The 25,273-nt window shown below is 73.4% G+C and carries 17 protein-coding genes; 11 read left to right on the top strand and 6 right to left on the bottom strand.

Annotated features, from left to right (window positions below; translation table 11 throughout):
- Position 1 precedes the first annotated feature (1 nt).
- The 3 genes from ACZ58N_RS36925 to ACZ58N_RS36935 all read left to right on the top strand — a co-directional run bounded on the left by ACZ58N_RS36925 (position 2) and on the right by ACZ58N_RS36935 (position 2,677).
- A complete protein-coding gene (locus ACZ58N_RS36925) occupies positions 2–1,465 on the top strand; it encodes a SulP family inorganic anion transporter (protein WP_471169390.1) in 1,464 nt (487 codons plus the stop codon).
- A 259-nt stretch (positions 1,466–1,724) separates the two neighbouring features.
- Complete coding sequence (locus ACZ58N_RS36930; RefSeq protein WP_471169393.1) at positions 1,725–2,039, top strand: hypothetical protein; 315 nt, start codon at positions 1,725–1,727, stop codon at positions 2,037–2,039.
- Complete coding sequence (locus ACZ58N_RS36935) at positions 2,024–2,677, top strand: hypothetical protein (protein ID WP_471169395.1); 654 nt, start codon at positions 2,024–2,026, stop codon at positions 2,675–2,677. Before ACZ58N_RS36930 ends, ACZ58N_RS36935 begins: the two co-directional genes overlap by 16 nt.
- Positions 2,678–2,744: 67 nt before the next feature.
- Here ACZ58N_RS36935 and ACZ58N_RS36940 read toward each other — a convergent pair whose 3' ends face one another.
- Positions 2,745–3,488, bottom strand: a complete 744-nt coding sequence (locus ACZ58N_RS36940; protein WP_471169398.1) for a TetR/AcrR family transcriptional regulator — start codon at positions 3,486–3,488, stop codon at positions 2,745–2,747.
- 173 nt (positions 3,489–3,661) lie between these two features.
- On the opposite strand from ACZ58N_RS36940, the gene ACZ58N_RS36945 reads away from it, so the two are divergent.
- The gene (locus tag ACZ58N_RS36945; RefSeq protein ID WP_471169400.1) at positions 3,662–5,398 is read left to right on the top strand and encodes an amidase; all 1,737 of its coding nucleotides are present in this window, start codon (positions 3,662–3,664) and stop codon (positions 5,396–5,398) included.
- A gap of 241 nt (positions 5,399–5,639) precedes the next feature.
- Here the strand turns inward: ACZ58N_RS36945 and ACZ58N_RS36950 are convergent, their stop codons facing one another.
- Complete coding sequence (locus tag ACZ58N_RS36950) at positions 5,640–6,707, bottom strand: hypothetical protein (RefSeq protein ID WP_471169403.1); 1,068 nt, start codon at positions 6,705–6,707, stop codon at positions 5,640–5,642.
- A 519-nt stretch (positions 6,708–7,226) separates the two neighbouring features.
- Here ACZ58N_RS36950 and ACZ58N_RS36955 point away from each other — a divergent pair.
- The 6 genes from ACZ58N_RS36955 (at position 7,227) to ACZ58N_RS36980 (ending at position 20,094) form a co-directional block, all read left to right on the top strand.
- The gene (locus tag ACZ58N_RS36955; protein ID WP_471169404.1) at positions 7,227–8,579 is read left to right on the top strand and encodes an MFS transporter; all 1,353 of its coding nucleotides are present in this window, start codon (positions 7,227–7,229) and stop codon (positions 8,577–8,579) included.
- Positions 8,580–8,645: 66 nt separating this feature from the next.
- Positions 8,646–9,938, top strand: coding sequence for a condensation domain-containing protein (locus ACZ58N_RS36960; protein ID WP_471169407.1), 1,293 nt, complete (start codon positions 8,646–8,648; stop codon positions 9,936–9,938).
- Between the two features lie 276 nt (positions 9,939–10,214).
- Positions 10,215–13,424, top strand: a complete 3,210-nt coding sequence (locus ACZ58N_RS36965) for a non-ribosomal peptide synthetase (protein WP_471169410.1) — start codon at positions 10,215–10,217, stop codon at positions 13,422–13,424.
- Complete coding sequence (locus ACZ58N_RS36970) at positions 13,424–15,322, top strand: non-ribosomal peptide synthetase (RefSeq protein ID WP_471169412.1); 1,899 nt, start codon at positions 13,424–13,426, stop codon at positions 15,320–15,322. Before ACZ58N_RS36965 ends, ACZ58N_RS36970 begins: the two co-directional genes overlap by 1 nt.
- Before the next feature lies 1 nt (position 15,323).
- A complete protein-coding gene (locus tag ACZ58N_RS36975; RefSeq protein ID WP_471169415.1) occupies positions 15,324–17,162 on the top strand; it encodes a non-ribosomal peptide synthetase in 1,839 nt (612 codons plus the stop codon).
- Positions 17,152–20,094 carry a condensation domain-containing protein gene (locus tag ACZ58N_RS36980; protein ID WP_471169417.1) on the top strand — a complete coding sequence of 981 codons (2,943 nt, stop codon included), beginning with the start codon at positions 17,152–17,154 and terminating at the stop codon, positions 20,092–20,094. The genes ACZ58N_RS36975 and ACZ58N_RS36980 overlap by 11 nt, the downstream gene beginning before the upstream one ends.
- A gap of 344 nt (positions 20,095–20,438) precedes the next feature.
- Here the strand turns inward: ACZ58N_RS36980 and ACZ58N_RS36985 are convergent, their stop codons facing one another.
- From ACZ58N_RS36985 to ACZ58N_RS36995, 3 genes are all read right to left on the bottom strand, one after another.
- On the bottom strand, positions 20,439–20,849 hold the full coding sequence (locus ACZ58N_RS36985; RefSeq protein ID WP_471169420.1) for a RidA family protein: 411 nt from the start codon (positions 20,847–20,849) through the stop codon (positions 20,439–20,441).
- Between the two features lie 102 nt (positions 20,850–20,951).
- On the bottom strand, positions 20,952–21,677 hold the full coding sequence (locus tag ACZ58N_RS36990) for an SDR family NAD(P)-dependent oxidoreductase (protein WP_471169423.1): 726 nt from the start codon (positions 21,675–21,677) through the stop codon (positions 20,952–20,954).
- Between the two features lie 142 nt (positions 21,678–21,819).
- Positions 21,820–22,260, bottom strand: coding sequence for an SRPBCC family protein (locus ACZ58N_RS36995; protein ID WP_471169426.1), 441 nt, complete (start codon positions 22,258–22,260; stop codon positions 21,820–21,822).
- Between the two features lie 354 nt (positions 22,261–22,614).
- Between ACZ58N_RS36995 and ACZ58N_RS37000 the strand changes: the two genes are divergently transcribed.
- Positions 22,615–23,838 carry an alpha/beta hydrolase family protein gene (locus ACZ58N_RS37000; RefSeq protein WP_471169429.1) on the top strand — a complete coding sequence of 408 codons (1,224 nt, stop codon included), beginning with the start codon at positions 22,615–22,617 and terminating at the stop codon, positions 23,836–23,838.
- Between the two features lie 29 nt (positions 23,839–23,867).
- On the opposite strand, the gene ACZ58N_RS37005 is transcribed toward ACZ58N_RS37000, so the two are convergent.
- Positions 23,868–25,109 (bottom strand): MFS transporter, encoded by a 1,242-nt coding sequence (locus ACZ58N_RS37005; protein WP_471169432.1) that lies wholly within the window; start codon positions 25,107–25,109, stop codon positions 23,868–23,870.
- Between the last annotated feature and the right edge of the window lie 164 nt (positions 25,110–25,273).

Genomic DNA, 25,273 nt, shown 5'->3' on the forward strand with positions numbered 1-25,273 from the left:
CATGAACGCTGCGATCAAGATCCCCCACCTCAAGCACGACCTCGCCGCCTCCTTCGTCGTCTTCCTCGTCGCGCTGCCCCTGTGCGTCGGTGTGGCCGTGGCCTCCGGCGTTCCGGCCGAACTCGGCCTGATCACCGGCATCGTGGGCGGCATCGTCGTCGGTCTCATGCCGGGCAGCAGCCTGCAGGTGTCCGGCCCGGCCGCCGGGCTGACGGTGCTCGTCTTCGAGGCCGTCCGCGCCTTCGGACTGGCCGCGCTCGGCGTGATCGTGCTGGCCGCCGGGCTGCTCCAGATCCTCATGGGCGTCCTCAAACTGGGGCGCTGGTTCCGGGCCATCTCGGTCTCGGTGGTCGAGGGCATGCTGGCCGGCATCGGGCTCGTGATCATCGCGGGCCAGCTGTACGCGGCGGCGGGCCTCAAGGCGCCGGCGTCCGGCATCGACAAGATCGTGGGGCTGCCCGACGCGCTCGTCCGTGCAGTCGGCAGCACCACGGCCCTCACCTCGCTCGGCCTGGGCGCGGCCACCATCGCGGTGATGGTGCTGTGGAAACGGATGCCGAAACGCGCCCGAGCCCTGCCGGGCGCGCTGGCGGCGGTGCTCCTGGCCACACTCGCCTCGCTCGTGTTCGACCTCCCGGTCGCCACGGTGGAGGTACGTGGCCTGCTCGGGACGATCCAACTGCCGGGCGCCGACGCATTCGGCGGGTTGGCCCGGCCCGCCGTACTCGGCACGATCCTCGCGTTCGCGTTGATCGCTTCCGCGGAAAGCCTGTTCAGCGCGGCGGCCGTGGACCGGATGCACGACGGGCCGCGCACCGACTACGACAAGGAACTCATGGCGCAGGGCGCGGGCAACACCGTGTGCGGGCTGCTCGGCGCGCTGCCCATGACCGCCGTGATCGTACGGAGCTCGGCGAACGTCCAGGCGGGCGCCAGGACCAAGGCGTCGCGCGTACTGCACGGTGTATGGCTGTTGTTGTTCGCCGCGCTCCTGCCGTCCGTCCTGGAGCTGATCCCGCTGCCCGCCCTCGCCGGGATCCTGCTGCACGTCGGGTGGAAACTGATTCCGTTCCGGCAAGTCGTGGGGTTGTGGAGGGCGTACCGCGGTGAGGCGCTGATCCTCGTCGTCACGGCCGTCGCGATCGTCACGGTCAACATGTTCGAGGGCGTGCTGATCGGTCTGGCACTCTCGATCGCCAAGACGGCCTGGCAGGCCTCCCACGTCAAGCTGGAGGTCATCGACAAGGGCGCCGGTCCCGTCCGGGCGTTCCTGTCGGGCAACGCGACGTTCCTGCGGCTCCCGAAGATCCTCGACACCTTGGAGGCACTGCCCCAGAACCGTCCCGTGGAACTGGACCTGTCCGGACTGCACCACGTCGACCACGCCTGCCGCACTGCCCTGGAGAACTGGGCCGAGCGCCACAGCGGGGCCGACACCGAACCGGTGAGGGTCACCGCGCCGTAGGAGGGGGCGGGTGTCGCCCGGTGACCGTCCTCACCCGGGCGCGCCCGGTGTCCACTGCGCGGTGGACGGGCGCGGTCGCCGTCCACTCCACCGTGCCCGGGCGCGCCCCGTGTCGGCCGACGTGCGTGGTCCATCAGTTGGATTGAACGTGTTCAGAAAATCTGGCAGCATGGCGCGCGGAAAGGCCTGCCGGCCCGGGGGACGTCGATCCGTGTGCCCGCGGTACGAGTGGGCCGTGAGATCCGGGGGTCGGTACGACATGATCATCGCCTTGCTCGTCTTCATGCTCCTGGGCGTCGTGGCGGCCGTCGCGCCGGGTCTGGTCATCGGCTACGCCTTCGTCGCGGTGAGCGGCAACCTGTCGCTCACCGCGAGAATTCTTTCGCTGGTGGCCCTGGCGATCGCCACTGCGGCCCTGTGGCTCGGCCTGGGTGAACCCGCCAACGTCATGCTGGTACTGGCCATGTTGGTGTCGTTCCTCGCGACCCTCGCCTCGGGGGCCCTGTTCCTCGGGATCGAAGCGCGCAAGCGGCGCGCACCCCGCTTTCCCGCCCCCGTGTGGCAGAACTGGTGACCGCCCGCGCCCGCGATTCCGTGCCGGGGACGAGGGAGTCGGTCCGCGGCACCGCCGTACGCCCCGCCGCCATCCACCCGCACGACACCCGGAGCCCCGCCGGCCCCGGGCGGGCCCCGGGCTCTCCCCTCCAGGACGCCGCCGTGCGGACGATCCGTGCCCTCGTTGCTCTGACGGCCACTGCGGCCCTCGCCACGGCCTGCACCCAGGACGGCGGCAGCAGGCCCCGGGAGTGGGAACCCGACGACGCCCTCCAGCGGGTCCAACGAACGTTGGACGCCGACGACGCCGACACCACCCTCATCGCCGAGGCGTCCAAGTTCGTCGCCTCCGGGATGGACCAGACCCTCGATACCCCCGGCGACAAGCCCTACCGCTTCGACGTGGCCTGCGACACCCAGGGCGTACCGTCCATCACCCTGACCCTCACGCGCGGCGGAATCATCCGGACTTTCCAAGTCCGCTGCGGACACCGGCAAGTCGTACGGGTGAACGTCCCTGCCGGCCCGCCCGTCACCGCCAAGGTCCCTCCGATCGAGACCGACCCGCCGAGCGGCCTCATCGTGTGGAACCTCAGCACCCTCGAACCACCGGACGTGCGGGGCTGCCCGGACGACATCCGGGGCTGCGAGCCCTGACGCGCGGCACCGCGCGGACCGACTCGATCAGCGGCCCACGGCGACGACGGTCGCCGTACCGGGTGCCCTACCGGTCGGTGGGGCGCAGTTCGCGTTCCAGCGCGGCGAGGGCGAACGCGTGCACGGAGGTGTGCTGCCAGCGGGACCGCCCGAACATCACGTCCTCGGAGAGTCCGCTGAGCATGGCCACGGCCCGGATGGTGAACTCGGGAAGGTCCACGTCGGCGAAGTGTCCGAGGTCCCGGCCTTCGCGGAGGATGGCTTCCAGGCGTTCGTCCCAGCCGTCCAGCAACTCGGTGAGGACGCGTCGGCCCGCTTCGTCGTGGTGCTGGGTCAGTACCCGGGTCCACAGCGCGTAGCGTTCGTCGCCCTGGTCGCGGGGCAGGTAGAAGCGGACGAACAGGGCCAGCTTCTCGGCGGGCGAAGCGGCCTGGTCGGCGGCCTCCCGGAAGCGGGTCCAGAGGTCCGCCTGACTCCATGCGAGGACTTCGAGCAGGAGCCGGTCCTTCTTCCCGAAGTGGTAGAGGATGTGCCCGGTGCTCATCCCGGCCCGCTCGGCGATGTCCGACATCCGCAGGCCGGCCGTGCCCTTCTCGGCGATCACGCTGATGGCGGCCCGCATCGCCCGCCCCCGCGCCTCGTCCCCGCTGGACTGACGCCTGCGGTCGATCGGCGCCCGGAGGGCGGCGCCCGCCTCGGTATCGGCCGGGGCCCGGGATGCGGCGCCGGCCTCGGCGTCCGCCGACCCGGTCCCGCCGTCCCGTGACGGGTGGCGGTCGGAGGGCGAGGGCCCGGTCTCTGACGTCGGCATGAGCTCACTTTCGGTTCCGGAAATCCAGACCCGAAGTCTAGGTTCCCAAAATCTAGATTCTCAGTCTAGACTGAAAATCTAGTCAGAGCGATGGGGTGTGTGACGGCCGGTGTGCGCGGTCGCCCCGGCTGCCGGCGGCCCGCCTGTCCCACTCACCCCCGGGAGACACCCTCATGACGTCTGCATTCGATGTCGTCGAGACCTGTATCGCCGACCTGCGCGCAGCGCTGGAGAAGGGCGAGACGACCTCGGTCGGCCTGCTCGACGCCTACCTCGCGCGGATCGCCGCGTACGACCGGCCGGACACGGCCACCGCCCTGAACGCGATGGTCGTGATGAACCCCCACGCCCGCGCGGAAGCCGAGGCCTCCGACGCCCGCCGCGCCCACGGCCGGACCTTGGGGCCGCTGGACGGCATCCCGTACACCGCGAAGGACAGCTACCTCGCGAAGGGGCTCACGGCGGCGTCCGGCTCGCCCGCCTTCGAGCACCTCGTCGCGCAACGGGACGCCTTCGCGATCGAACGTCTGCGCGAGGGTGGGGCCGTCCTCATCGGCCTGACCAACATGCCGCCGATGGCGAACGGCGGAATGCAGCGCGGTGTGTACGGCCGAGCGGAGAGCCCGTACAGCGCCGACTGGCTCACCAGCGCCTACGGCTCGGGCTCCTCCAACGGCTCCGGCACGGCGACCGCGGCCTCCTTCGGCGCGTTCGGCCTCGGTGAGGAGACCTGGTCCTCGGGCCGCGCGCCCGCCTCGAACAACGCGCTGTGCGCCTACACCCCCAGCCGCGGCGTGATCTCCGTCCGCGGCAACTGGCCGCTGGTACCGACCATGGACGTGGTCGTCCCGCACACCCGCACCATGGCCGACCTCCTCGAACTCCTCGACGTGATCGTCGTCGACGACCCGCACACCCGCGGGGACCTGTGGCGCGCCCAGCCGTGGCTCGCGCTGCCCCCGGCCTCGCAGGTACGGCCCGCCTCCTACCCGGCCCTGGCACCCGGCGACGCCCCCGCCGCAGGCCGGGCCCTCGCCGGCAAGCGGGTCGGCGTGCCCCGCATGTACATCAACGCCGACCCCGACGCCGGAACGCACCCCGACGGCGGCATCGGCGGCCAGACCGGCCGGCGCATCGACACCCGCCCCTCGGTGATCACCCTGTGGGAAGCCGCCCGCCGTGACCTCCGGGACGCGGGCGCCGAGGTCGTCGAGGTCGACTTCCCCGTGGTGACGAACTACGAGTCCGACCGCCCCGGCGCCCCCTCCGTGTACACCCGCGGACTCGTCGCCCGGGACTTCCTCACCTTCGAGATCGAGGACCTGTCCGCCTGGGCCTGGGACGACTTCCTGCGCGCCAACGGCGACCCGAAGCTCCCCGGCCTGGCCGAGGTGGACGGGGAGCACATCTGGCCCAAGCAGGACGGCGAACTGCCCGACCGCTACGACGGCTTCGACGACACGATCGGCGACTACCCGCGCATCGTGCGCGAGCGCCCCTACGCCTCCCTCTCCGACATGCCGCACCTGGAGGAGGGGCTCCGCGGCCTGGAGGAAACGCGCCGGATCGACCTGGAGGAGTGGATGGACGGCCTGGGCCTGGACGCGGTGGTCTTCCCCGCGGTCGCCGACGTGGGCCCCGCCGACATGGACGTGAACGTCGCGTCCGCCGACCTCGGCTGGCGCAACGGGGTCTGGGTCGCGAACGGCAACCTGGTCCCCCGCCACCTCGGCATCCCGACCGTGACCGTGCCCATGGGAACCATGACGGACACCGGCATGCCCGTCGGGCTGACCTTCGCGGGCCGCGCCTACGACGACAACGCCCTGCTGACCCTCGCCGCGGCCTTCGAGGCCACGGGCAGCCGGCGCACGGTCCCGCCGCGCACGCCGCGCCTGACCGAGCGGTGACCTGACCCACCACGGCGCCGGGGCCCGGGACCGGTCCGGGCGGGGAGGACGTCACGCCACGCCCTCCCCGCCTTCGGCCGGCGGGCGAGGACGACCACCGGCAGGGCGGTGTGAGGGGGCCGGCCATCGCCGGCAGTCGCGTGCCGCCCTCCTCGTCCGACACCGGCCCGTTCCCCTCTCCGTCAGGAGACGGTGTGTCGGTGCCCGGCGGCCCAGCCCTCGTGTGCGCCCGCTGGTTCTCTCAGTCGTGGGTTCTGCCCGGGGCGACCGCCACCCCTCGGGGGCCCGAGGCGCCCGTGATGAAGGTCTGGTCGACGCCCTGTCCGTCGAGTTCCGCCCGGCCGATGGAGTCGGAGAAGGCGTTGGCCCAGTAGACGTGCCCGGCGTCGACCGCCACGTTGGCGGGGCCGGAGGCGCCGACGATGAAGTTCTGGTCGACGTTCCCTCCGTCACGGTCAGCCCGGCCGATGGTGTGGGTGGAACTGTTGGTCCAGTAGATGTGGTGGGCGTCGACCGCCACGCCCCGGGGGCCCGAGGCCCCCGTGATGAAGGCCTGGTCGACGTCCTGCCCGTCGAGCCCGGCCCGGCCGATCGTGTCGGAGCCGGCGTTGGACCAGTAGATGTGGTGCGCGTCGACCGCCACGCCGAAGGGGCCGGGGGTCGCGACGATGAAGTTCTGGTTGACGTGCCGCCCGTCGCGGTCCGCCCGGCCGATGGTGTTGGTGCCGCCGTTGGTCCAGTAGACGTGGTGCGCGTCGACCGCCACGCCCCGCGGGCCCGAGGCACCCGTGATGAAGCTCTGGTCGGCGTGCCGGCCGTCGAGTCCTGCGCGGCCGATCGTGTCGGAGCCGTTGTTGGCCCAGTAGATCGCCGAGGTGCCGGCTGCCATGCCTGCGGGGTTCGAGGCACCTGTGACGAGGCTCTGGGTGGCCTTCGTCCCGTTCACCCGGGCGCGGCCGACCGTTCCGGTCGTGAAGTTGCTCCAGTACACGTGCCGCGCCGATCGCCCGGAGCCGCGCGGCGCAAGGGCCTGGCGCACCCCGGGCCTTCCTCCGCCGGCCGCGAGGACGGCCGTCAGGGAGACGGACGTCGGCCCGTTCGCGCGGTCCGCGGTGTTGGTGAGGGTGAAGGTCTGTGTTGCCGTCCGGCCGGGGACGCCGGCTGCGAAGGCGTAGGTGTCCGCTCCGGCCGTCGGCGACCAGGACGGCGCTGACCGGGGGAGCGCCGCGACGTCGGGTCCCGTCGCGGCCATGAGGAGTGCCACGGATGCTGCGGCCGTCGCAACAACCACCGGTGTCGACCTCTTCATCGGTTGTTCTCCTCTGATCGCGGCTCGTGGATCAGAGGCACTGCTTCCCCCTCCTCGCGGTGTCGGTCGGCAGCCTCCGGCACAACGACCCGAATGGGGGCCTCGTGGTTCCGGCGGCGCCGCGCCCCGGCAGCCGGTCCGCACGTGCGTGCTCCCGGGCGGCGTACTGCGCCGGCTTCGCGACGCACTCCTGCCAGGGGCGTCCCGCGGACCACGGCGGGCTGCGTTCATAGCGGACGGAATGCTGGCTTCCGCAAGGACATGATTACGAATGAGCCTTTTCGGCCAGGATCGATCCGGTTACTTACGGTAAGGATCGCCGCTCGGCGCCCTCGCATCCCCCTGTCCCCCCTTGCTCCGCCACCCTCGCGTCACCTCGGCGGTCCGCCGGAATTTACGTGGCCATACCCCTGGTAGTGCGAAAGATTTCCCGAGCTGTGTCCGTGACGCCGCAAAACAAGTCCGAAACTGACAGGTTTGCTTTGACTGTTGCGCGATCGATCAGTGAATGTCGTTCACATGTCCGACACAAACCGCGCCGCCCCGGGTGACACCCGTGGCCCCATGCGCTCGCGTGACTTCCGACTGCTGCTCGCGGGAGCCGCCACCGGACAGTTCGGTGCCCAAGTGACCCTGGTGGCACTGCCCCTCGTCGCCGTCCTCGTGCTCGACGCCCCCGCCTTCCAGGTGGGCCTGCTGACCGCGGCGGAGACGGCCGCCTTCCTGCTCGTCGGCCTGCCCGCCGGAGCACTCACCGACCGCATGCGCAAACGGCCCCTGATGATCCGGGCCGACCTGGTGCGCGCCGCGGCCATGGTGAGCATCCCGGCGGCCGCGCTCGCCGACGTCCTGACCATGGCCCAGCTGTACGCCGTCGCGCTCGTGACCGGCGTGGCCACCGTGTTCTTCGACGTCGCCCACCAGAGCTACCTGCCCCAGATCCTGCCCCGCGACCAGCTCGTCGCGGGCAACGGCGCGTTGGAGACCGTCCGTTCCACCGCCCACGTCAGCGGTCCCGGCGTCGGCGGCGGCCTCGTCCAACTCGTCGGGGCACAGTTCGCCGTCGTCGTCGACGCCCTCGGCTACCTGCTCTCCGCCCTCTTCCTCCATCGGATCGAGCGGGCCGAGGAAGCACCCGAACCCGCCGCGCCCGGCGCCTCGTTGCGCAAGGAGATCAGCGAGGGGGTCCGCTTCGTCTTCGGCCACCCCCTGCTGCGCGTCATCGCCCTCACCACCGGTCTCGCCAACCTCTGGACGGCCGTCCTCATGGCCACGCAGACCGTCCATCTCGTCCGCACCGTCGGACTGCAGGCCGGCGGGCTCGGGCTGGTGCTGTCCGCGTCGGCCGTCGGCGGGCTCCTCGGTGCCCTGTGCGCCGGGCGCCTCGCCGCACGGCTGGGACAGGCCCGGGTCATCCTCCTGTCGCTCCTGGTGACCGGCCCGTTCGCACTGCTGTGGCCCCTGTCCGCGCACGGTCTCTCCGGGGCGGTCCTCTTCGCCACCGGATCGGCGGTCGTCTCCTTCGGGGCCGTCGTCTACAACGTCGCCCAGGTCAGCTTCCGCCAAGGGATGTGCCCGCCCCGCCTGCTGGGCCGGATGAACGCCACCCTGCGCTTCCTCATGTGGGGCACCCTGCCCATCGGCGCGCTCATCGGCGGCGCCCTCGCCCAGACCTACGGATCGCGCACGGCCCTCCTCTGGTGCGCCGTCGGCATCCTCGCCGTCCCCCTGCCGCTGCTGCTCTCCCCGCTGCGCCGGATGCGGGACCTCCCCGGTCCGCACGACGAAACCGGCGCCGACGGAACACCGCAGGGCACGGACCCGGCCAACGCCGACGAGGACGAACGGCCCGCCCCCGCACCCGCCGGCTGACCACCGCCCACCGACTCCACCGCCCCACCCCGCGCGGCCGAACCCGGCCACGACCAAGAGGACCCCGTGCTCAGCATCACGAGTCAGTACCTGACCCGATACCGGCGTCTGGCCGCCGACCGGCCCGAAGCCCTGCTGCCCGTCACCGGAGCCCAGCGCCGCTTCCTGCTGGTGCGTTCGCTGGACCCGACGGGCCGCCCCGACGTGGTGCCCATGTTCTTCGCGTTCCCCTCCGGAACCATCGACCCCGAACGCCTGGGGGCGGCGGCCCGCAGGCTCGCCGCCCGACACACCGTCCTGCGCTCGCGGCCCGGCGTCCTCCGGGGCACCCCCGTACTGCGCGTCGCCGCACCCGAGGACGCGGACATCCGCGTCACCCGGCCCGACACCGCCCCGGGCGAGCCGGCGGTCGCCGCGCTCCGCCGCGCACTCGCCTCCTGGGATCCGCAGGGCCCCACCATGCGACTGTTCCTCGTGCACGACGAGGAACGCGCGCAGGACGTCCTCGCCATCGCCCTGGACCACGCCGTCTGCGACGGACGCTCGCTGGCGCGGATCGTCGACGAACTCGGCGCCGCCTACGGCGAAGAAGCCACCGACCCCGCCACCGCGGCGGGAGAGACGACAGCCGAACTCGCCGCCTACGAGGACGCGGTCCTGCGGCAACTCGCCGCCGAGGAAAAGGGCGAGACGCCCGCGGCGGCCGCGTACTGGGCGGACCGGCTGCGCACCCTGCACACCCACGCCACCGCCCCGACCCCGACACCCCGTCCCGCACCGGGACCCGAAGGGGCACCCTCCAGCGGCGCCGCACAGGCCCTGCTGCCCGCGCCCGACGGCGGAGTCTCCTTCCCCGGGCTGCTCGACGCCTGCCGCTCCGCCGCCCGCGAGCTGTACGGCCCGGACCGCACGGTCCCGCTCGGCTACCCGTGGGGTGGCCGCCCCGCCGGAGCGGAGCCGGTCATCGGCTGCTTCCTCAACACCCTCGTCTTCCCCGCCGACACCGGCCACGGACCCGGCACCGAGGCCACCGCCGACGCGTGGTGGGACGACCTCGACCGCGCCGACATCCCCTTCGACGCGGTCGTGAACGCCGTACGGGCCACCGGCTCGGGCTGGACCGGAGGCCTGGACGGACTGCTCACCGTGGACGACGACAGCCGTCGCCCACCCCTCACCCTGGCCGGCGTCGAGGGACGAGAGGTCCACGTCGACGGCCGACCCGTCCGCGGCCCCTTCGCCGTGTCCGTCACCCAGGGCGCGGAGACCCGGCTGCGGATGGTGTGGGACCGGGCGGTACTCGACGACGAGACCGCGAACCGGGCGTTCGCCGCGCTCACCCACGCGCTGCGCCCCTGACCGTGTGCCGGGGACCGCATCCGGCCCCCGCCACCGCGGCCCGCCACGGCCGCAGACGCCCCGCGTCGCCCCTCACGCCCCCGCAGCCCCCGGGACCGACCCGGCAGCACGGCACGCGCCCGCACCGCCGGGCCGTGCCCCACGCGCTCCCCCCACAGCATCCCCGCACGTCCCGAAGGGCAACGGCACCGCGCGACCCGCGGCGCCGCCCGTACGAAAGCCGGACACGACCGTGACCGGTACCGAAGACCGACCCGACAACCTCAGGGATCGCCCATGCTTCCCCTCTCCTCCTCGCAGGAGATCGTCTGGCTGCACGAGCAAATGCAGCCCGGCAGCCGCGCCTACAACTTCACCGCCTCGCTGGACCTGTGGGGCACGCTCGACGCCGAGGCCCTGCGCCGCGGACTCGCCGCCACCCTGGCCCGCCACGCCGGCCTGCGGCTCGAACTGGTCGCCTCCACCGCTCCCGTTCCGCAACAGCGGGTCGCGGAGCACTGCGTGCCGAGGCTGCACACCGTCGACCTCAGCACGGAGGAGGACACCGAGGCGGCGTTCGCCCGCCTCCTGCGCACCGAGGCCGAGACCCCCCTCGACACCTTCGAGGCGCCACTGATCCGCTGGACCCTCGTACGGCTGGCCGAGCGCCACCACCGGCTGGTCCACGTCGAGCACCACCTGATCCACGACGGCCACTCCTTCGCGATCCTGCTCGACGACGTCTTCCGCGTCTACCGCGCCCACGTCCTCGGCGAGACCCTGGAACTCCCGGCCGCCTCCTCGTACGCGGACCACGTCCAGGAACGCGTCGAGGGCGCCTACGTCCCCGAATCGCTCGACTTCTGGCGCGCAGAACTGCGCGACCGGCAGCACGACCTGCCGCTGCCCGGCCTGACGCGCCCCGGCGCCCGCCGCAGGCACCGCGGCGGACAACTCCGCCAGACCATCGGCGCCGACCTCGCCGAACGACTGCGCGGCCACGCCCGCACCCGCGGCCTCACCCCCTTCTCCACGCTCCTCGGCCTGTTCGCGGAACTCCTGCGCCGGCACAGCGGACGCTCCCGCATGGTCATCGGCACCGCCGTCGGCAACCGCCCCCTCGGCTACGAGGACGCCGTCGGCATGTTCGTCAACACCATCCCGCTGCCCTTGGCCTTGGACGCCGCCGTCCCCGCCCAGGACACCATGGACGAGATCACCGACACCCTCATCCGGGCCCTGCCGCACCAGGACGTACCGGTCCAGGAACTGACCCGGGCACTGGGCATGCACACCTCCGGCGCCGACAACCCGCTCTTCTCCGTCATGTTCAGCGCCCACGACGCGCCCCTGCCCGAGATCGACGTACCCGGCCTCGACATCACCCTCTTCGAGGGCTTCAACACCGGCACCACCCGCTTCGACCTCGACGTGGTCCTCCTCCCGGACGACCGGCGCGGCGTCACCACCCGCCACGGCGCCCCCGGCATGACCCTCGTCTGGGACTACGACATGGACCTCTTCGGCGAGGACGTCGCACGGCTGCTCTCCGGCCGCTTCCTGGACCTGCTGCGCGCCTACCTCGACACCCCCGCGAGCCCGCTCGCCGATCTCGATCCCGCCCCCGTGGAGCCGGCCGCCGACCCCGTGCCCGTCCCGGCCGACCGCGATCCGCTGGACCCCGTGGCCGCGCACCACCCGTCGCTGCCGGCCCTGCTCTGCGGCGCCCGCCGGCTGACCTACGGCGAACTCGACGCCCGCGTCGCCTCGCTCGCCGAGCGGCTGAAGGCCGCGGGCGTCACGCCCGGCCGGCCGGTGGCCGTGGTCCTGCCCCGCGGAACCGACTCCGTCGTCGCCCTGCTCGCCTGCCTGCGCACCGGCGCCGTGTACTGCCCGCTGTCCCCGTCCGACCCGCCGGCCCGGCTCGCCCTGCTGCTGGAGCGGCTCGACCCGGCGCTCGTCCTCACCGGTGACGCCACCCCGGCCCTGCCCGACGCACTGCCGACCGCCCGGATCGACGCCCCGGTCCTGCCGCCGGCACGCGACGGCGCCTTCCTTCCCGGCACCGCGTACGTCATCCACACCTCCGGCTCCACCGGCACCCCCAAGTCCGTCGCCGTGGGCCCCGACGCCCTCGTGCACCACATGACGGCCGCCGCCGACCGGTTCGGCCTCATCACCTCCGACCGGGTCCTGATGTTCGCCCAGCCGTCCTTCGACGTCGCGCTGGAAGAGGTGCTGCCCGCCCTCCACGCCGGCGCGTGCCTGGTCCTGCCCGAGCACGAGGTGCCCACCGGAGCCGAGCTCACCGCACTGCTGGCCGCCGCCCGCGTCACCGTCGCCAACCTGCCCACCAGCTACTTCCTCGCCACCCGCGAGGACCTGCGGCCCGCCCTGCGGGACGGGGGCTGGACCCCCCGGCTCCTGGTCCTCGGCGGCGAGCGCCTCCCCGTGGAGGCACTGCGCGGCGTCCTCGCCGACACCGACGCCACCGTCCTCAACGCGTACGGCGTCACGGAGGCGGCCATCAGCTCGACCGTCCACGAGATCTCCCGCGACGCCCTCGTCGAGGGCGCCGAGATCCCGCTGGGCACCGAACTCCCGGGCGAGCGGATCCACGTGCTCGACGCCCACCACCGTCCGCTGCCGACCGGCGCGGTCGGTGAACTCGCCGTCGCCGGACCCGGCCTCGCCGAGGGCTACGCGGGCAACGAGGCGGTGACCGCCGCCCGCTTCGTCACCGTCGACGCACTCGACGGGCAGCGCGTCTACCTCACCGGCGACCTCGGCTACCGCGGCCTGGACGGCCTGCTCTACTTCCTCGGGCGCCGCGACAACCAGATCAAGCTGCGCGGTCACCGCATCGAACTGGAGGAGATCGAGGCCGCGGCCTCCGCGGTGCTGGGCGGCCGCTCCTGCGCCGTCGTCCTCGACCGCGAAGGCCCCGGCGGCCCGCGACTCGTCGGCTTCCTCGAAGACGGCCCCGACGGCGTCGACTTCGACGAGAAGGCGCTCCACGCCGAGCTGGGCCGCCGCCTGCCCGGCCCCCTCGTGCCCGCCCGATGGGCCTCGCTCGACACCATGCCGACCCTCGCCGGCGGCAAGCCCGACCGCACGGCCCTGTCCCGCCGGGCCGCGGAACTCGACTCCGGCGACCACGCCCACGCGAACGACACCACGGCCGGAACCGGGATCGATGCCGTTGCCGGGGCCGACGCCGGAACCGGTGACGGCGCCGGGACCACGCCCGCCGCCACCGCCGTATCCGACGACCCGATGACGGCGCTGCTCACCGAGGGCTGGAGCAAGGTGCTCGGCCACGGCCGGATCGACGCCCGCTCCCACTTCTTCCACAGCGGGGGCCACTCCCTGCTGGCCGCCGAGCTGGCCGCCTGGCTGGAGCCCCGGCTGGGCACGCGCCCGCCGCTGCGGGTGCTCTTCCGCAACCCCGTCCTCGCCGACCAGGCCGAAGCCCTCGCCGCCACCGCCCTTTCCACGGAGTCGTGATGACCCAGCCCCCGACCGCCCCCGCCACGTTCCTCGACGCCACCGCTGCGGTCAGCGTCGCCCACGGGCCCGCCGCCGAACCGACCGGCGTGCTCGCCCGCTTCGAGGACTGGACCCGGCTCGCCCCGCAGGCCCCGGCCGTGATCGACAGCGCCCGTACCTGGACGTACCAGGACCTCGACGCGGCGGCCGAGCAGGTCGCCGCCGCCCTGCGCGACCGGGTGCGCCCCGGCGACCTGGTCGGCGTCTGCCTCGACCGGTCCACCGCCCTGGTGGTGACCGCCGTGGCACTCGCCCGGATCGGCGCGGTCTACCTGCCGCTGGGCCCCCGCCCCGGCGAACGCCGCACCCAGGCCGTCACCGAGGACCTCGACGTCGCCTGCCTCATCGGCGACCCCGGAGTCCTGCCCGCGGGACACCGCGACGGAGAGCACCTCCCGCTGCCGCTGCCCACCGACGGGGTCAACGCCCCCGCCGCCGCCGTCGCGGCCTTCACCGACTCCGACCGCGGCACCCGGCGCGCACCCGGCAACGCCCTGTACGCCGTCCTCACCTCCGGCTCCACCGGCCGCCCCAAGGCGGTCGCCGTCGCCGAGAGTTCCCTCTCCGTCGCCCTCGACTGGTACCGGGCCGAGACCGGCCTGGCACCGGGCGACCGCCAGTCCCTGCTCATCGGCGTCGCGTTCGACCCGCACCTGCTGGAGCTCTGGGCCGGGCTGACCTCGGGAGCCGCACTCGTCCCCGCGCCGGACGACACCCGCTGGGACTCGCGCGTCCTCACCGACTGGTGGCGCGACCGCGCCCTCACGCACGCCGTCGCCGCCACCCCGACCGTCGAACCGCTCCTGGACCGTCCCTGGCCGCAGGACCTCGCGCTCCGCCACCTGGTCGTCGGCGGCGACCGCATGCGCCGCCGGCCCGGCACCGACGTCACCGCCACCGTCCACAACGCCTACGGCCCCGCGGAAGCCACCGTCGTCACGACCATCCACACCATGCGCCACACCGACCCGGAGGCCGGCGAGCAGGCCCCGCCGCCCATCGGCACCGCGCTGCCCGGCGTGACCCTCGTCGTCACCGACGACGACGGCCGGCCCGTCCCCCGCGGGCAGGACGGTGAACTGCGCGTCGGCGGCCACTGCCTGGCCCTCGGCTACCTCGACCCCGAACTCACCGCACGCCGGTTCACGGCACCGCCGCAGCAGCCGGAGCTGTCGTCCGTCGACCGCCTCTACCGCACCGGCGACCGGGTACGGATGAACGCCGACGGCAGCCTGGACTTCCTCGGCCGCCTCGACGACCAGGTGAAGATCAGCGGAGTGCGGATCGAACTCGCCGAGGTGGAAGCCGCCTTCGAGCAGGACCCTCGGGTGCGCGGCGCCGTCGTCACCGTACTGCGCGACAGCTCCGGCCACGGCAGTCTCGTCGCACACCTGCGGCCGGCCGACGACACCGCACCGGACACCGGGGAACTCCTCGACGCGGTCCGTGCCTGGCTGCCCGAACAGGCCGTCCCCGGCACCGTACGGATCGTCGACGGGTTCCCGCTCGACGCCAACGGCAAGGTCGACCGGCCCGCCCTCGCCGCCCGGGTACCGGCGCCCGGAACCGCCACCGCGGACGGGCCCGCCGGCACGGATGCCGACGCCGACGCCGGCGACGCCGAGCGGCTCGTGCTGGAGACCGTACGCGACCTCCTCGGCCGGCACACCGTCGTCCTCGGCGACAACTTCACCGACATCGGCGGCACCTCCATCGTCGCCGCACGGCTGCTGGCCACCCTCGAACGCGAGACCGGAGTGCGCCTGCGCGCCTCCGAACTGCTCCGCAGCACGGACCTGCGCGCCTTCGCCGCCCTCCTCGACCAGCGCCGGACCCCGCAGCCGGCAGGAGCCTGACATGACCCTCATCCTCCCGATGCCCCTCGACCAGCAGCACGTCGCCCGGGACGGCGCGGCCCTGCCCGCGCTCGTCGCACGGCACGCCGCCCTCACCCCCGACGCCCTGGCCGTCGTCGACGGCGACACCACCCTCACCTACGGCCGGCTCCTCCGGGCCGGCCACGCCCTCGCCGCCCACCTGCGCGAGCACGACGTGACCCGCGGCGACCGGGTGGCGCTGCTGACGGCACGGTCGGCCCGCACGGTCGTGGCCCAGCTCGGCCTGTGGCTGGCCGGAGCCGTGTGCGTACCGCTCGACCCCGCGCAGCCCCGCCCCCGTACCGAGGCGATGATCGCCGACGCGGAGGTGACCCTCACCGTCGGCGACGCGAAACTGCTGGACGCCACCGCCCTCCCCGGCCCCGTCCTCGCCCTGCCCGAGGAACCGCTCACGGACGGCCGGCCGTTCGACGACTCGGACCCGGACGGCCCGGCGTTCATCATGTTCACCTCCGGCTCCACCGGCCGCCCCAAGGGCGTCCTCGTGCCGCACCGGGCCATCGCCGAGCTGGTCACGGCACCCGACTACGTGACCATCACCGGCCGCGACCGCGTCCTGTTCCACTCGCCCATGACCTTCGACGCCTCGACGTTCGAAGTCTGGGCCGCGCTCGCCAACGGCGCCGCCGTCGTCGTCTGCACCGAACAGCGGCCCACCCTGGAGGACCTCGCCCGGCACGTCGAACGGCACTGCGTGACCGTGGCGTTCTTCACCACGGCCCTCTTCCACCAGCTCGCCGCGCGCCGCTCCCGCGTCTTCGCGCAGCTCCGCTCGGTCGTCGTGGGCGGCGAGGCGATGGCCGCCGCACCGGCCCGCGAGGTCCTCACCGCCTTCCCCTGGCTTGAGCTCGTCAACGGCTACGGGCCGACCGAGACGACCACCTTCGCGACCGCCCACCGGGTCACCGCACAGGATTGCGCCGGGGCGATCCCGATCGGCAGGCCCATCAGCGGCGCCACGGCGCACGTCCTGGACGCCGACGGCCACCCGGTGGCCGACGGCGACCGGGGCGAACTGTGGATAGGCGGCAGCAGGCTCGCCCACGGATACACCGGCCTGCCCGAACTCACCGCGGAACGGTTCGTCGAACACCCCGCCACCGGCGCGCGGCGCTACCGCACGGGCGACATCGTCTCCCTCCGCCCCGACGGCAACCTCCAGTTCCACGGCCGCAACGACGACCAGGTGAAGGTCCGCGGATTCCGCATCGAACCCGCCGAGGTCGAGCACGCCCTGCGCGAACAGCCCGACGTGGACGACGCCGCCGTCACCGTCGACGGCGCCGGCACCACCGAAGCGCGCCTCGTCGCGTTCGTCGTCGCCGCGCCCGGCCCCGTACCCTCCGCCGCGACGCTCCGCGAACGGCTCACCTCCGTCCTGCCCGCCCACCTCGTACCCGACGCCGTGACCGTCCTGGACCGGCTCCCCCTCACCCCGGCCGGCAAGGTCGACCGGGGCGCCCTCACCGCACACGCACACGCCGCCGAAGGCCGCCCCGCAGGCGAGCCGGCGCCGCCGATGACCCCCCTGGAGCAGGCCGTCGCCGAGGTGTGGAGCCAAGCCCTGGGCACCGAAGTGACCCATCCCGACGCCGAGTTCCTCCTCGTCGGCGGCCACTCCCTCCTCGCCCTCGTCGTCACCGAGGACCTGCGCGAGGAACTCGGCGTGGAGATCACCCTCGCCGAGTTCTTCGCCGCGCCGACCGTCGCCGCACAGGCCGCACTCGTCGAAACCGCCCTCCTGGCCGCCCACGCGGACCTCCACCCCGACACCCCGGAGCACAGCGATGTCCACTGACGCCGACTCCGCGAGCCACGACAGCCGACAGCAGCTCCAGCGGGAACTGCTCCGCCGCGCCCGGGCCGGCACCACCCGGGGCACGAGCACCCCGCAGGAGGCCCGAACACCCCGACCCGACGGCGCACCGCACCCCGAGTGCGCCCCCCTCTCCCGCGCGCAACGGCGCATGTGGCTGATGGAACGGCTCGGCGGCACGGGCGACTCGTACCACGTACCGTTCGCCACCCGGGTGCGCGGCCCGTTCGACGTGGCCGCGTTCGCCACCGCCCTCACCTCCCTGGTGGCCCGGCACACCATCCTGCGCACCCGCTACACCGAGCACGACGGCGAACCCTGCCAGGAAGTGCTCCCGACCCCGCGGACGGTCCCCGTACACGTCTTCGACACCGACGAGGCGCAGGCCACGAGCCTGCTGCGGCGCGAGACGGCCCGACCGTTCGACCTCGCGGCCGGCGAGGCCGTCCGGGCGCTCGTCCTGCGCCACACCCCGCATGACCACACCCTGCTGCTCACGTTCCACCACATCGCCGTGGACGGAGCCTCCTTGGAGACCGTCGCCGGCGAACTCGCCGACCTCTACACGGCCGTCACCGGCGGCACGCCCCGGCGCACCCTCGCCGCGGCACCCCGGTACGCCGACCACGCGCGCCGCGAGCACGACGGGCTGCCCGGCGCCGAGCGGGACCTGGAACGCTGGAGCGCACTCCTGGCCGACGCGGCCCCGCCGCGCCTGCCCCGGCCCGCGGCGGCGCCCGCGCCGCACACCCCCGGGCGCCCCGCAACCGTACGCACCGTGCCGCTCGCGCCCACCGTGCCCGATGCCCTGCGGACACTGGGCGCCCAGCGGCAGGCCACCCTCTTCGCGGTGTCGCTCACCGCGGCCTTCGCCGCCCTGCACCGCCTCACGGGCGACGACGACCTCGTCATCGGCGTGGCCGGCACCCACCGCAGCGGAAGCGCCATGCGCGGCCTGGTCGGCCTGTGCGTCAACACCCTGCCCGTCCGGGTGGACCTCTCCGGCCGGCCGTCCTTCACCCGGTTGCTGCGCCGGGTGGGCGACGCGCTCCTCGAAGCCCAGCAGTACCGCCACGTCCCCTTCGACCTGGTCCTCGAACGCCTCGGCGCCGGCGCGCGCGGCGCCGACGGCACCGCACTGGTCCGCGTCACCTCCGACGTCCTCGGCGAACCGACGGTGCTGCGGCTCCCCGGCACGACGGCCGAATACGTCGACCTCCCCTCCGACGGCGCGAAGTTCAACCTCTCCTACGGCCTGGACCTGGGCGACCCGGACCGGCCCCGGGCCCTCGTCCAGTACGACGCCGGCGCCCTGGACGACGCCGCGGCGGAGGCAGCCGTACGGGACTACGCGGCCCTGCTCGACGCGGTGGCGGCCGACCCGGAACTCGACCCGGGCTCCCTGCCGTTCCCCGACGGCAGCACCCCGCACGAGGTCTCCCCGGCCGGTGCCCGCCACCCGGCCGCCCGGGCCCTGAGCGCCCACCCGATGGTCGCCGACGCCGCGGTGGTCGAGTCCGAGGGGGGACCGGCCGTGGCCTACGCCGTACTGAACGACAGCGCCGGCCCGTCCGGCCACGAACTCCTCGGCCTGCTGCGCCGCACGCTCGCCCCCGAGGACGTCCCCGCCGCGGTCACCCTGCTCGACGAACTGCCGCGCACGGCCGCCGGACCGGCGGACCACGCCCGGCTGCCCGGACGGCCGTCCGCACCGGACGCCCCCTCCGGCGCCCGCGCCCGGTCGGTCACGGACGCCTTCGCCGCCGTGCTCGGCCTCAGCCCGTCGCCGTCGCCGGACGAGGACTTCTTCGCGCTCGGCGGCCACTCCCTGAAGGCCGTACAGCTCGCCGAACGGCTGCGCACGGACCTCGGGCTGCCCCTCACCGGTCTCGACGTGCTCCAGGCCCGCACCCCGCGGGCGCTGACCGCGCTCCTCGACGGACGCGCGGCACAGCAGGTCGCCGCGAGGACCGCGAGCCGGCCCGCCGCCCGCTCCCGGGACGTCCGTCCGGGCACGGTACTGGTCACCGGAGCCACGGGCGGTGTCGGCGCGTTCGTCGTACGTGAACTCGTCGCGCAGGGGCGCCCCGTGCTGGCACTGGCCCGGCCCGAGTCCGCCCATCTGATCGCCGCCGACGGCGTCGACGTGATCGAGGGCGACCTCACCGACCTGGCCGGCCTGCGGGACGCCGTCGCGCAGGCCGACGCCGTCGTCCACGCCGCCTGCACCTTCACCCGGCACGACGTCGACCTGGCGGCGATGGAGACGATGGTCGACGCCTGGCGGCGCGGACCGTTCGTCTTCGTCAGCAGCGTCGATGCCTACGGCCACCCCACGACGGCCCGGGTCGTCGAGGAATCGGCACCCCACGACCCCATCAGCCCGTACGGACGCGCCAAGCTCGCCTGCGAGGACCTGCTGCTCCGCGCCGCCGGGACGGAAGGACGCGGCGGCGCCAGCGCCGTGCGGTCGCCGATCGTCTGGGGCGCCCACGACCGGCTCCGCGAACAGCTGCGCTGGGGCGCCCTCGGGACGCTCTACCAGGCCGCCGAGCACGGCCGGCCCCTCGACCTGCCCCGACCCGGCACGGGCGGGCACCCCTGGTACGGGGCGGCCTGGGTGCACGCGGCCGCGCTGGCCCGCGCCGTGGCGGAGTGCCTGGGCCGGCCCGTCCACGGAGTCGCCAACGCGTGCAGCGGCCACGTCTCCTGGCACGACCTGGCCCGGGACCTCACGGACCTGCTCGGCACCCGGGCGGACCTCCGGGAGACCGACGCGGTACCGCAGGACCTCGACCACCGCTGGCACTACGACAGCACCCGCCTGGCCCGCCCCCTGCGGCCCCTGCCCGGGGAGGACCGCCGCACCGTCCTGGCAGAGATGATCACCGCCATGACGCGGGCCGACGCCTGACCCACCACCACCTCCGCCCGCCCTGCTCCGGGCCGACCGGCCCCGCCCCTGACCGACACGGTCGGTGGGACCGGGGCGGGCGGGGGCCGGTGGGATCATGGCGTACCATTGATCTTGAGCTCGCCGCCCGGAACCGGGTGTGCAGGTCTCTCGCGTTGGTGGTCCAAGGAAAGACACCCCACTTCCCGTGGGGGGATGCAGGTGCAAGGCCTGCCCAGCGCTCCACCGAGTCCCGCCGACTTCCTCGGGGAAGCCGGCGGGACTTTTTTCGTGTGCCCGCCGATGCCGCCCGTCGGATGCCTTCGCGGACGCTGAACGTCAGGCTCGGACCATCGTCCAGAGGCTCAGTCGGGCAGCGCCACGGTGAGGTCCACTTCGATGAGCTGCCCCGTGAAGCCGAGCTGCGCAACGCCCAACAGCGTGCTGGCCGTGGTGAACGCCGGTCCGAGGGCAGAGTCGGTCAGCCGATGCCAAGCGGCGCCCAGGTCGTCCCTGTCGTCGCTCCGCACATGGATCACCGAACGCACCACGTGTTCCGGCTCGGCTCCAACGGCGGCCAAGGCGGTGAGCGCGTTCGCGACGACCTGGTCGACCTGCGCCCCGAGCGAACCGGAACCGACCAGGGAACCACTTTGATCGAGCGGGCACTGCCCCGCCAGGTATGCCGTGCGACCGGCCTCCACCACGGTGATGTGGTGATAGCCGGGCGTCCCGTGCAGCTGCTCGGGGTTGATACGAGTGATCTTCGCAGTCATGCCGGCAAGTCTGACCGGCTCCGCTGTCGGCGCCGCATCGCAATTTGTTCCACCGGGCCCGCTCGGAGCAGCCGGAGGCCGAACGTCGGACCGCCGGCGGCTTCAGATCCGATGCGCACCTCCTGAACCGTCCTGGCCGTTGCGAGGGAGGGCCCCGCGCGAGGGTCCTGCGGTGGCGAGTCGGTCGACCAAGGCCGTGACGACGGCCACGGGGTCCGCCCCCGGAGGTAGGGCCGGTGCGCGACCCATCACGGGGCGCTCGGCGAACCCGGTGTCCATGTGCGGCGGCCGAAAGTCGTACACCCTGAGCCGTTGCCCCCTGACCTCCCGCGTCAGCACCTCCAGCCAGCAGCTCAGTGCTGTCTTGGCGGCGGCGTAGTCGGCGGTGCCACGCAGGGGCGTGTCCACGATCGCGCCCGTGACCGCGGCCAGGAAGCCTCCCTCGGTCACGTACGTGGCAGCCGACCGCAGGATCGCGGCCGGACACAGAACGTTGACCTGGAAGATGTGCTCTGCCGCCGCGTCCGATACTTCCCGTGCCGGCCCGAAACCCGCCACTCCGATCGTGACCAGGGCGCCGTCCAGACCGCCCAGCTGCTCGTGTGCCCACGGGGCGAGCGCGGCACAGCCGTCCGTGTCGTACGCGTCCATGCGGCGCGCCGGCCGGCCGCCCAGCCGGGCCGCCCGGTCGGCGAGCCGCTGGGCGTTCCTGCCGGCGAGGGCGACCAGGGCGCCGCGCGCGGTGAGCTCGGTGGCGGCGAGAGCGCCGAGAACGCCCGTGGCGCCGACGACGAGGATCCGAGCACCCTCCATGCTCCGGCCGGTCATCGGCCGGCGCCGTCGGTGAGGTCGCTCCGCCGGCCCGGGCGGGCGGACGCACCGCCGATCGGGAGCGGTCGCTGCCTGCGGAAACCGTCACGCCGTACCATTCCAGCGCTCCTACCAGTAGGTGTACCCGGGGCCACGGACCTCAGTGACGGTGTTCCGCGACAGCGGACGGGAGACGGTGGGCGACCTTGTCCGCGAGCGCCTCGAACTCCGCCCTCAGGAAAGGAGTCGCCAGTTTCGCCAGGCCCTTGAAGCGGAGGGACGCCCTGTACCTCAAGAGGGTTTCTCCGCCCGGTAGTGCCTCGAAGAGCATGTCGTCCGTCGCCGTCACCGACTTGTTCGTACCGGTGAACCGCAGATGTGCCGGCTCCCTGACCTGAAGCTCGTACGTGACGTCGGTGGTGCGTCCGCGGAAGCGCGAGGTGTTGCGCCACACGGCACCCGGCCGCACCGGCCCCTCGTCGATCCGGACACAGCGCACCGTTCCGGGATCCCATTCCTCGGCGCGACGGAAGTCCTCCAGGTAGGAGACGGCCTCGCCCAGGGGGACGGGGAGGACGATCCTGCGTTCCACCTTGATCACCGCATGACCTCCTGGCCCGGATCGGACGGTTCGAACGGATCGGATGCATCAGCCGATGCCCTTCCTTCTCCCGCGACGCGCCCGACGGATGCGGGTGCGCGCGGGGAAGTCGCGTCGTGGGAGGCACCGGGATCGCCCCGGGGCATCGACCGCGCCTCACACGGTGGGGCAGACACCCGCGGACAGCAGTGGACAGCGTTCGTCCCCGTGCGGCCTGGCAGGTGGACAGCGGTCGGCCGGAGTCTTGGATCACGCCGGAGAGCGCACCGCGAAAGTGGCGCGGAAGGCCAGAGCGAACCCGCTCGCCAACGACCGAGAAGCGCGGATCGTCGCTTCGCACCAGGGGAGAATCCGATGAAGCAGCTGCTGTTCCCGAACAACATCCAGTTCTGGTACGAGACCCTGCGCTCGATGAGCCACATCGCCTACGGCGGCGCCGACTTCGGCGAGGTCGTCTCCACCGGTGAGCGGATCGTCGAGGGCGACTACGACAGCTGGTACGTCGAGTGGATGGCCACCGCGGACCGTGTGTCGGGCGCGGCCGAGAAGGCGCTGGCCGCCGGCCACCGCATCAGCGCGCGGGACGGTTTCCTGCGTGCGTCGAACTACTACCGGTCGGCGGAGTTCTTCCTGCACGGCAAGGACTGCGACCCGCGCCACGACCACGCCTACGACCGTTCGGTGGCCTGCTTCCGGGCGGCGGCGGCCCTGTTCACCCCGGTCATCGAGCCGGTCGAGATCCCCTACGAGGACACCACCCTGCCCGGCTATTTCTACCGGGTCGACGACTCCGGCACGCCGCGGCCGACGCTGATCATGCACAACGGTTTCGACGGCACCGCGGAGGAACTCCACTTCTTCGGGGCGATCGCCGCCGTCGAACGCGGATACAACGTGTTGGCGTTCGACGGCCCGGGGATGCCCGGACCGCGCCACCACCAAGGCCTGGTCTTCCGCCCGGACTGGGAGAACGTCGTCACCCCGGTCGTCGACTTCACCGAAACCCTCCCCGGGGTCGACCACAGCCGCATCGCGCTCCTGGGTGTCAGCATGGGCGGCGTCCTCGCCCCCCGGGCCGCCGCGTTCGAGCACCGGCTGGCCGCGCTGATCGCGGTCGACGGTCTCTACGACCTCGGCGAGACCTCCGTCCGCAACGTCCCCGGCACCCGCGAGGAAGCCGAACGACTCCTGCGCGCGCCCTCCGCCCCGGAGCTCGACGCCGCTTTCGAGCAGGCCATGGCACACGACCCGATCGCACGCTGGGCGCTCAACCACGGCATGTACGTCATGGGAGTCGAAACCCCCCGCGCCTTCTGCGCCTCCTACCTCGACTACACCCTCGCCGGCGGCATCGCGGAGCGCATCCAGTGCCCGACCCTCGTGTGCGACGCCGAGGAGGACATGTACTTCAAGGGTCAGCCCGAGCAGCTGTACGAACACCTGACCTGCCCGAAGACCCTGATGCTGTTCACCACGGAGGAAGGCGCCGGCGCACACTGCCACCCCGGCGCGATGCGCCTGTCCATCGCCCGCATCCTGGACTGGCTCGACGAGACCCTCGCCGAAACCCGCCCCTGACCGCCCGCCGCCCCTGGCCGCCGGCTGCCCTACTCCGCGCCCAGCCGGGTGCGGTAGCGCGCCGCGATCGCCGCGCAGGCGGCCATGGTGGCGGCCCCGGCTCCCACGAGGACCGCCCGGGGCCCGAAGAGGTCGGCGCAGACGCCGAGCAGGAGTGCCCCGACCAGTCCGCTGCCGTAGAACACCGTGGTCTGCAAAGCGATCACACGGCCGCGCACTCCGGGTGCTGCGCCCAGTTGCAGGAGCACGGCGGAGCAGGTGACGAACAGCATCGAGGCGAATCCCGCGGGCACCAGGAGCACCACGAAGACCGGATAGTTCGGTGCGAGGCCGCACACGGCGCCGGTCAGGCCGGTGGCGGCTGCCGCCGCGAGGACGGTGAGCGGCGACGGCCTCGCGGCGCGACCCGCCACCAGCGCGCCCAGCAGGCAGCCGACCGTCACCGCCATGGCCAGGGAGGCCAGCCCGGTCGCGGTGAGTCCGAAGGCGCGCGTGGCCATCAGGGTGTTGGTCAGCGTGAACTGCACGCCGATCGAGCCGACCACGCCCGAGGCGAGGACCACGGCCGCCAGCCTGGGCACCCGTCCCGTCTCGGCCAGGGCGACCCGCAAGCCGCCGCCGCTGCCCGCGCCGGCCGGCGTCGCGCTGTCCTTCGCGGCCGGGTCGGGCAGGGTGAGCAACACCGCCGTCATACCGGTGAAGGTCACCGCGTCCAGTACGAAGATCCAGCCGACATGTGCCCAACCGACGATGAGTCCCGCCATCAGGGGACCCAGGATCTGACCGGTGTTGAGCAGCGCGGTGTAGAGGCCCAGCGCGCGCGACAGGCGGGTCTCGCCCACCAGGTCGGTGAGGAAACGCTGGCGCGCCGGATTGTCGACCACGGTCACCAGGCCCGCGGCCAAGGCGAACAGGTAGATCTCCCAGACCCGCACCGGGCCGAGGAAGACCACGACGGCGAACGCCGCGGACAGCGCGGCGTGGGTGCTCTGGGTGGCGATCAGCAACCGGCGCCGCCCGTATTGGTCGGCGATCCGGCCACCGCGGCCGGCGAACAGCAGCAGGGGTCCGAGCTGGAACGCGGCGAGCAGCCCGACCAGGGACCCGTTGCCCCCTGCCGACGCGACGAGCAGCCACGACTGGGCCACCTTGTACATGGCGTTGCCGAGGCTGGAGACCAGCTGCCCCATGGCGAGGTGACGGAAGCCGCGTAGGCGCAGCGGGGAGAGGGCGCCGTCGGTTCGGGAGGCCTCCGCCGGGCGTGAGTCCATGGGCTCTCCAAGAAGGGATGGGGACGAGAGGACATCCCGCGGACCGCCGGCGGGGGGGGGGGGGGGGGGGGGGGGGGGCGGCCCCCCCCCCCCCCCCCCCTTCCTCCCCCCCCTCCTCCCCCCCACCCCCCCCCCCCCCCCCTTCGCCCCCCCACCCCACAACA

It is taken from the genome of Streptomyces sp. NPDC040432, assembly GCF_055595445.1.

Coding starts and splice junctions, on each gene's coding strand:
- ACZ58N_RS36925 (WP_471169390.1), top strand. CDS start 2: ATGAACGCTGCGATCAAGATCCCCCACCTCAAGCACGACCTCGCCGCC.
- ACZ58N_RS36930 (WP_471169393.1), top strand. CDS start 1,725: ATGATCATCGCCTTGCTCGTCTTCATGCTCCTGGGCGTCGTGGCGGCC.
- ACZ58N_RS36940 (WP_471169398.1), bottom strand. CDS start 3,488: ATGCCGACGTCAGAGACCGGGCCCTCGCCCTCCGACCGCCACCCGTCA.
- ACZ58N_RS36945 (WP_471169400.1), top strand. CDS start 3,662: ATGACGTCTGCATTCGATGTCGTCGAGACCTGTATCGCCGACCTGCGC.
- ACZ58N_RS36950 (WP_471169403.1), bottom strand. CDS start 6,707: ATGAAGAGGTCGACACCGGTGGTTGTTGCGACGGCCGCAGCATCCGTG.
- ACZ58N_RS36955 (WP_471169404.1), top strand. CDS start 7,227: ATGTCCGACACAAACCGCGCCGCCCCGGGTGACACCCGTGGCCCCATG.
- ACZ58N_RS36965 (WP_471169410.1), top strand. CDS start 10,215: ATGCTTCCCCTCTCCTCCTCGCAGGAGATCGTCTGGCTGCACGAGCAA.
- ACZ58N_RS36970 (WP_471169412.1), top strand. CDS start 13,424: ATGACCCAGCCCCCGACCGCCCCCGCCACGTTCCTCGACGCCACCGCT.
- ACZ58N_RS36975 (WP_471169415.1), top strand. CDS start 15,324: ATGACCCTCATCCTCCCGATGCCCCTCGACCAGCAGCACGTCGCCCGG.
- ACZ58N_RS36980 (WP_471169417.1), top strand. CDS start 17,152: ATGTCCACTGACGCCGACTCCGCGAGCCACGACAGCCGACAGCAGCTC.
- ACZ58N_RS36985 (WP_471169420.1), bottom strand. CDS start 20,849: ATGACTGCGAAGATCACTCGTATCAACCCCGAGCAGCTGCACGGGACG.
- ACZ58N_RS36990 (WP_471169423.1), bottom strand. CDS start 21,677: ATGACCGGCCGGAGCATGGAGGGTGCTCGGATCCTCGTCGTCGGCGCC.
- ACZ58N_RS37000 (WP_471169429.1), top strand. CDS start 22,615: ATGAAGCAGCTGCTGTTCCCGAACAACATCCAGTTCTGGTACGAGACC.
- ACZ58N_RS37005 (WP_471169432.1), bottom strand. CDS start 25,109: ATGGACTCACGCCCGGCGGAGGCCTCCCGAACCGACGGCGCCCTCTCC.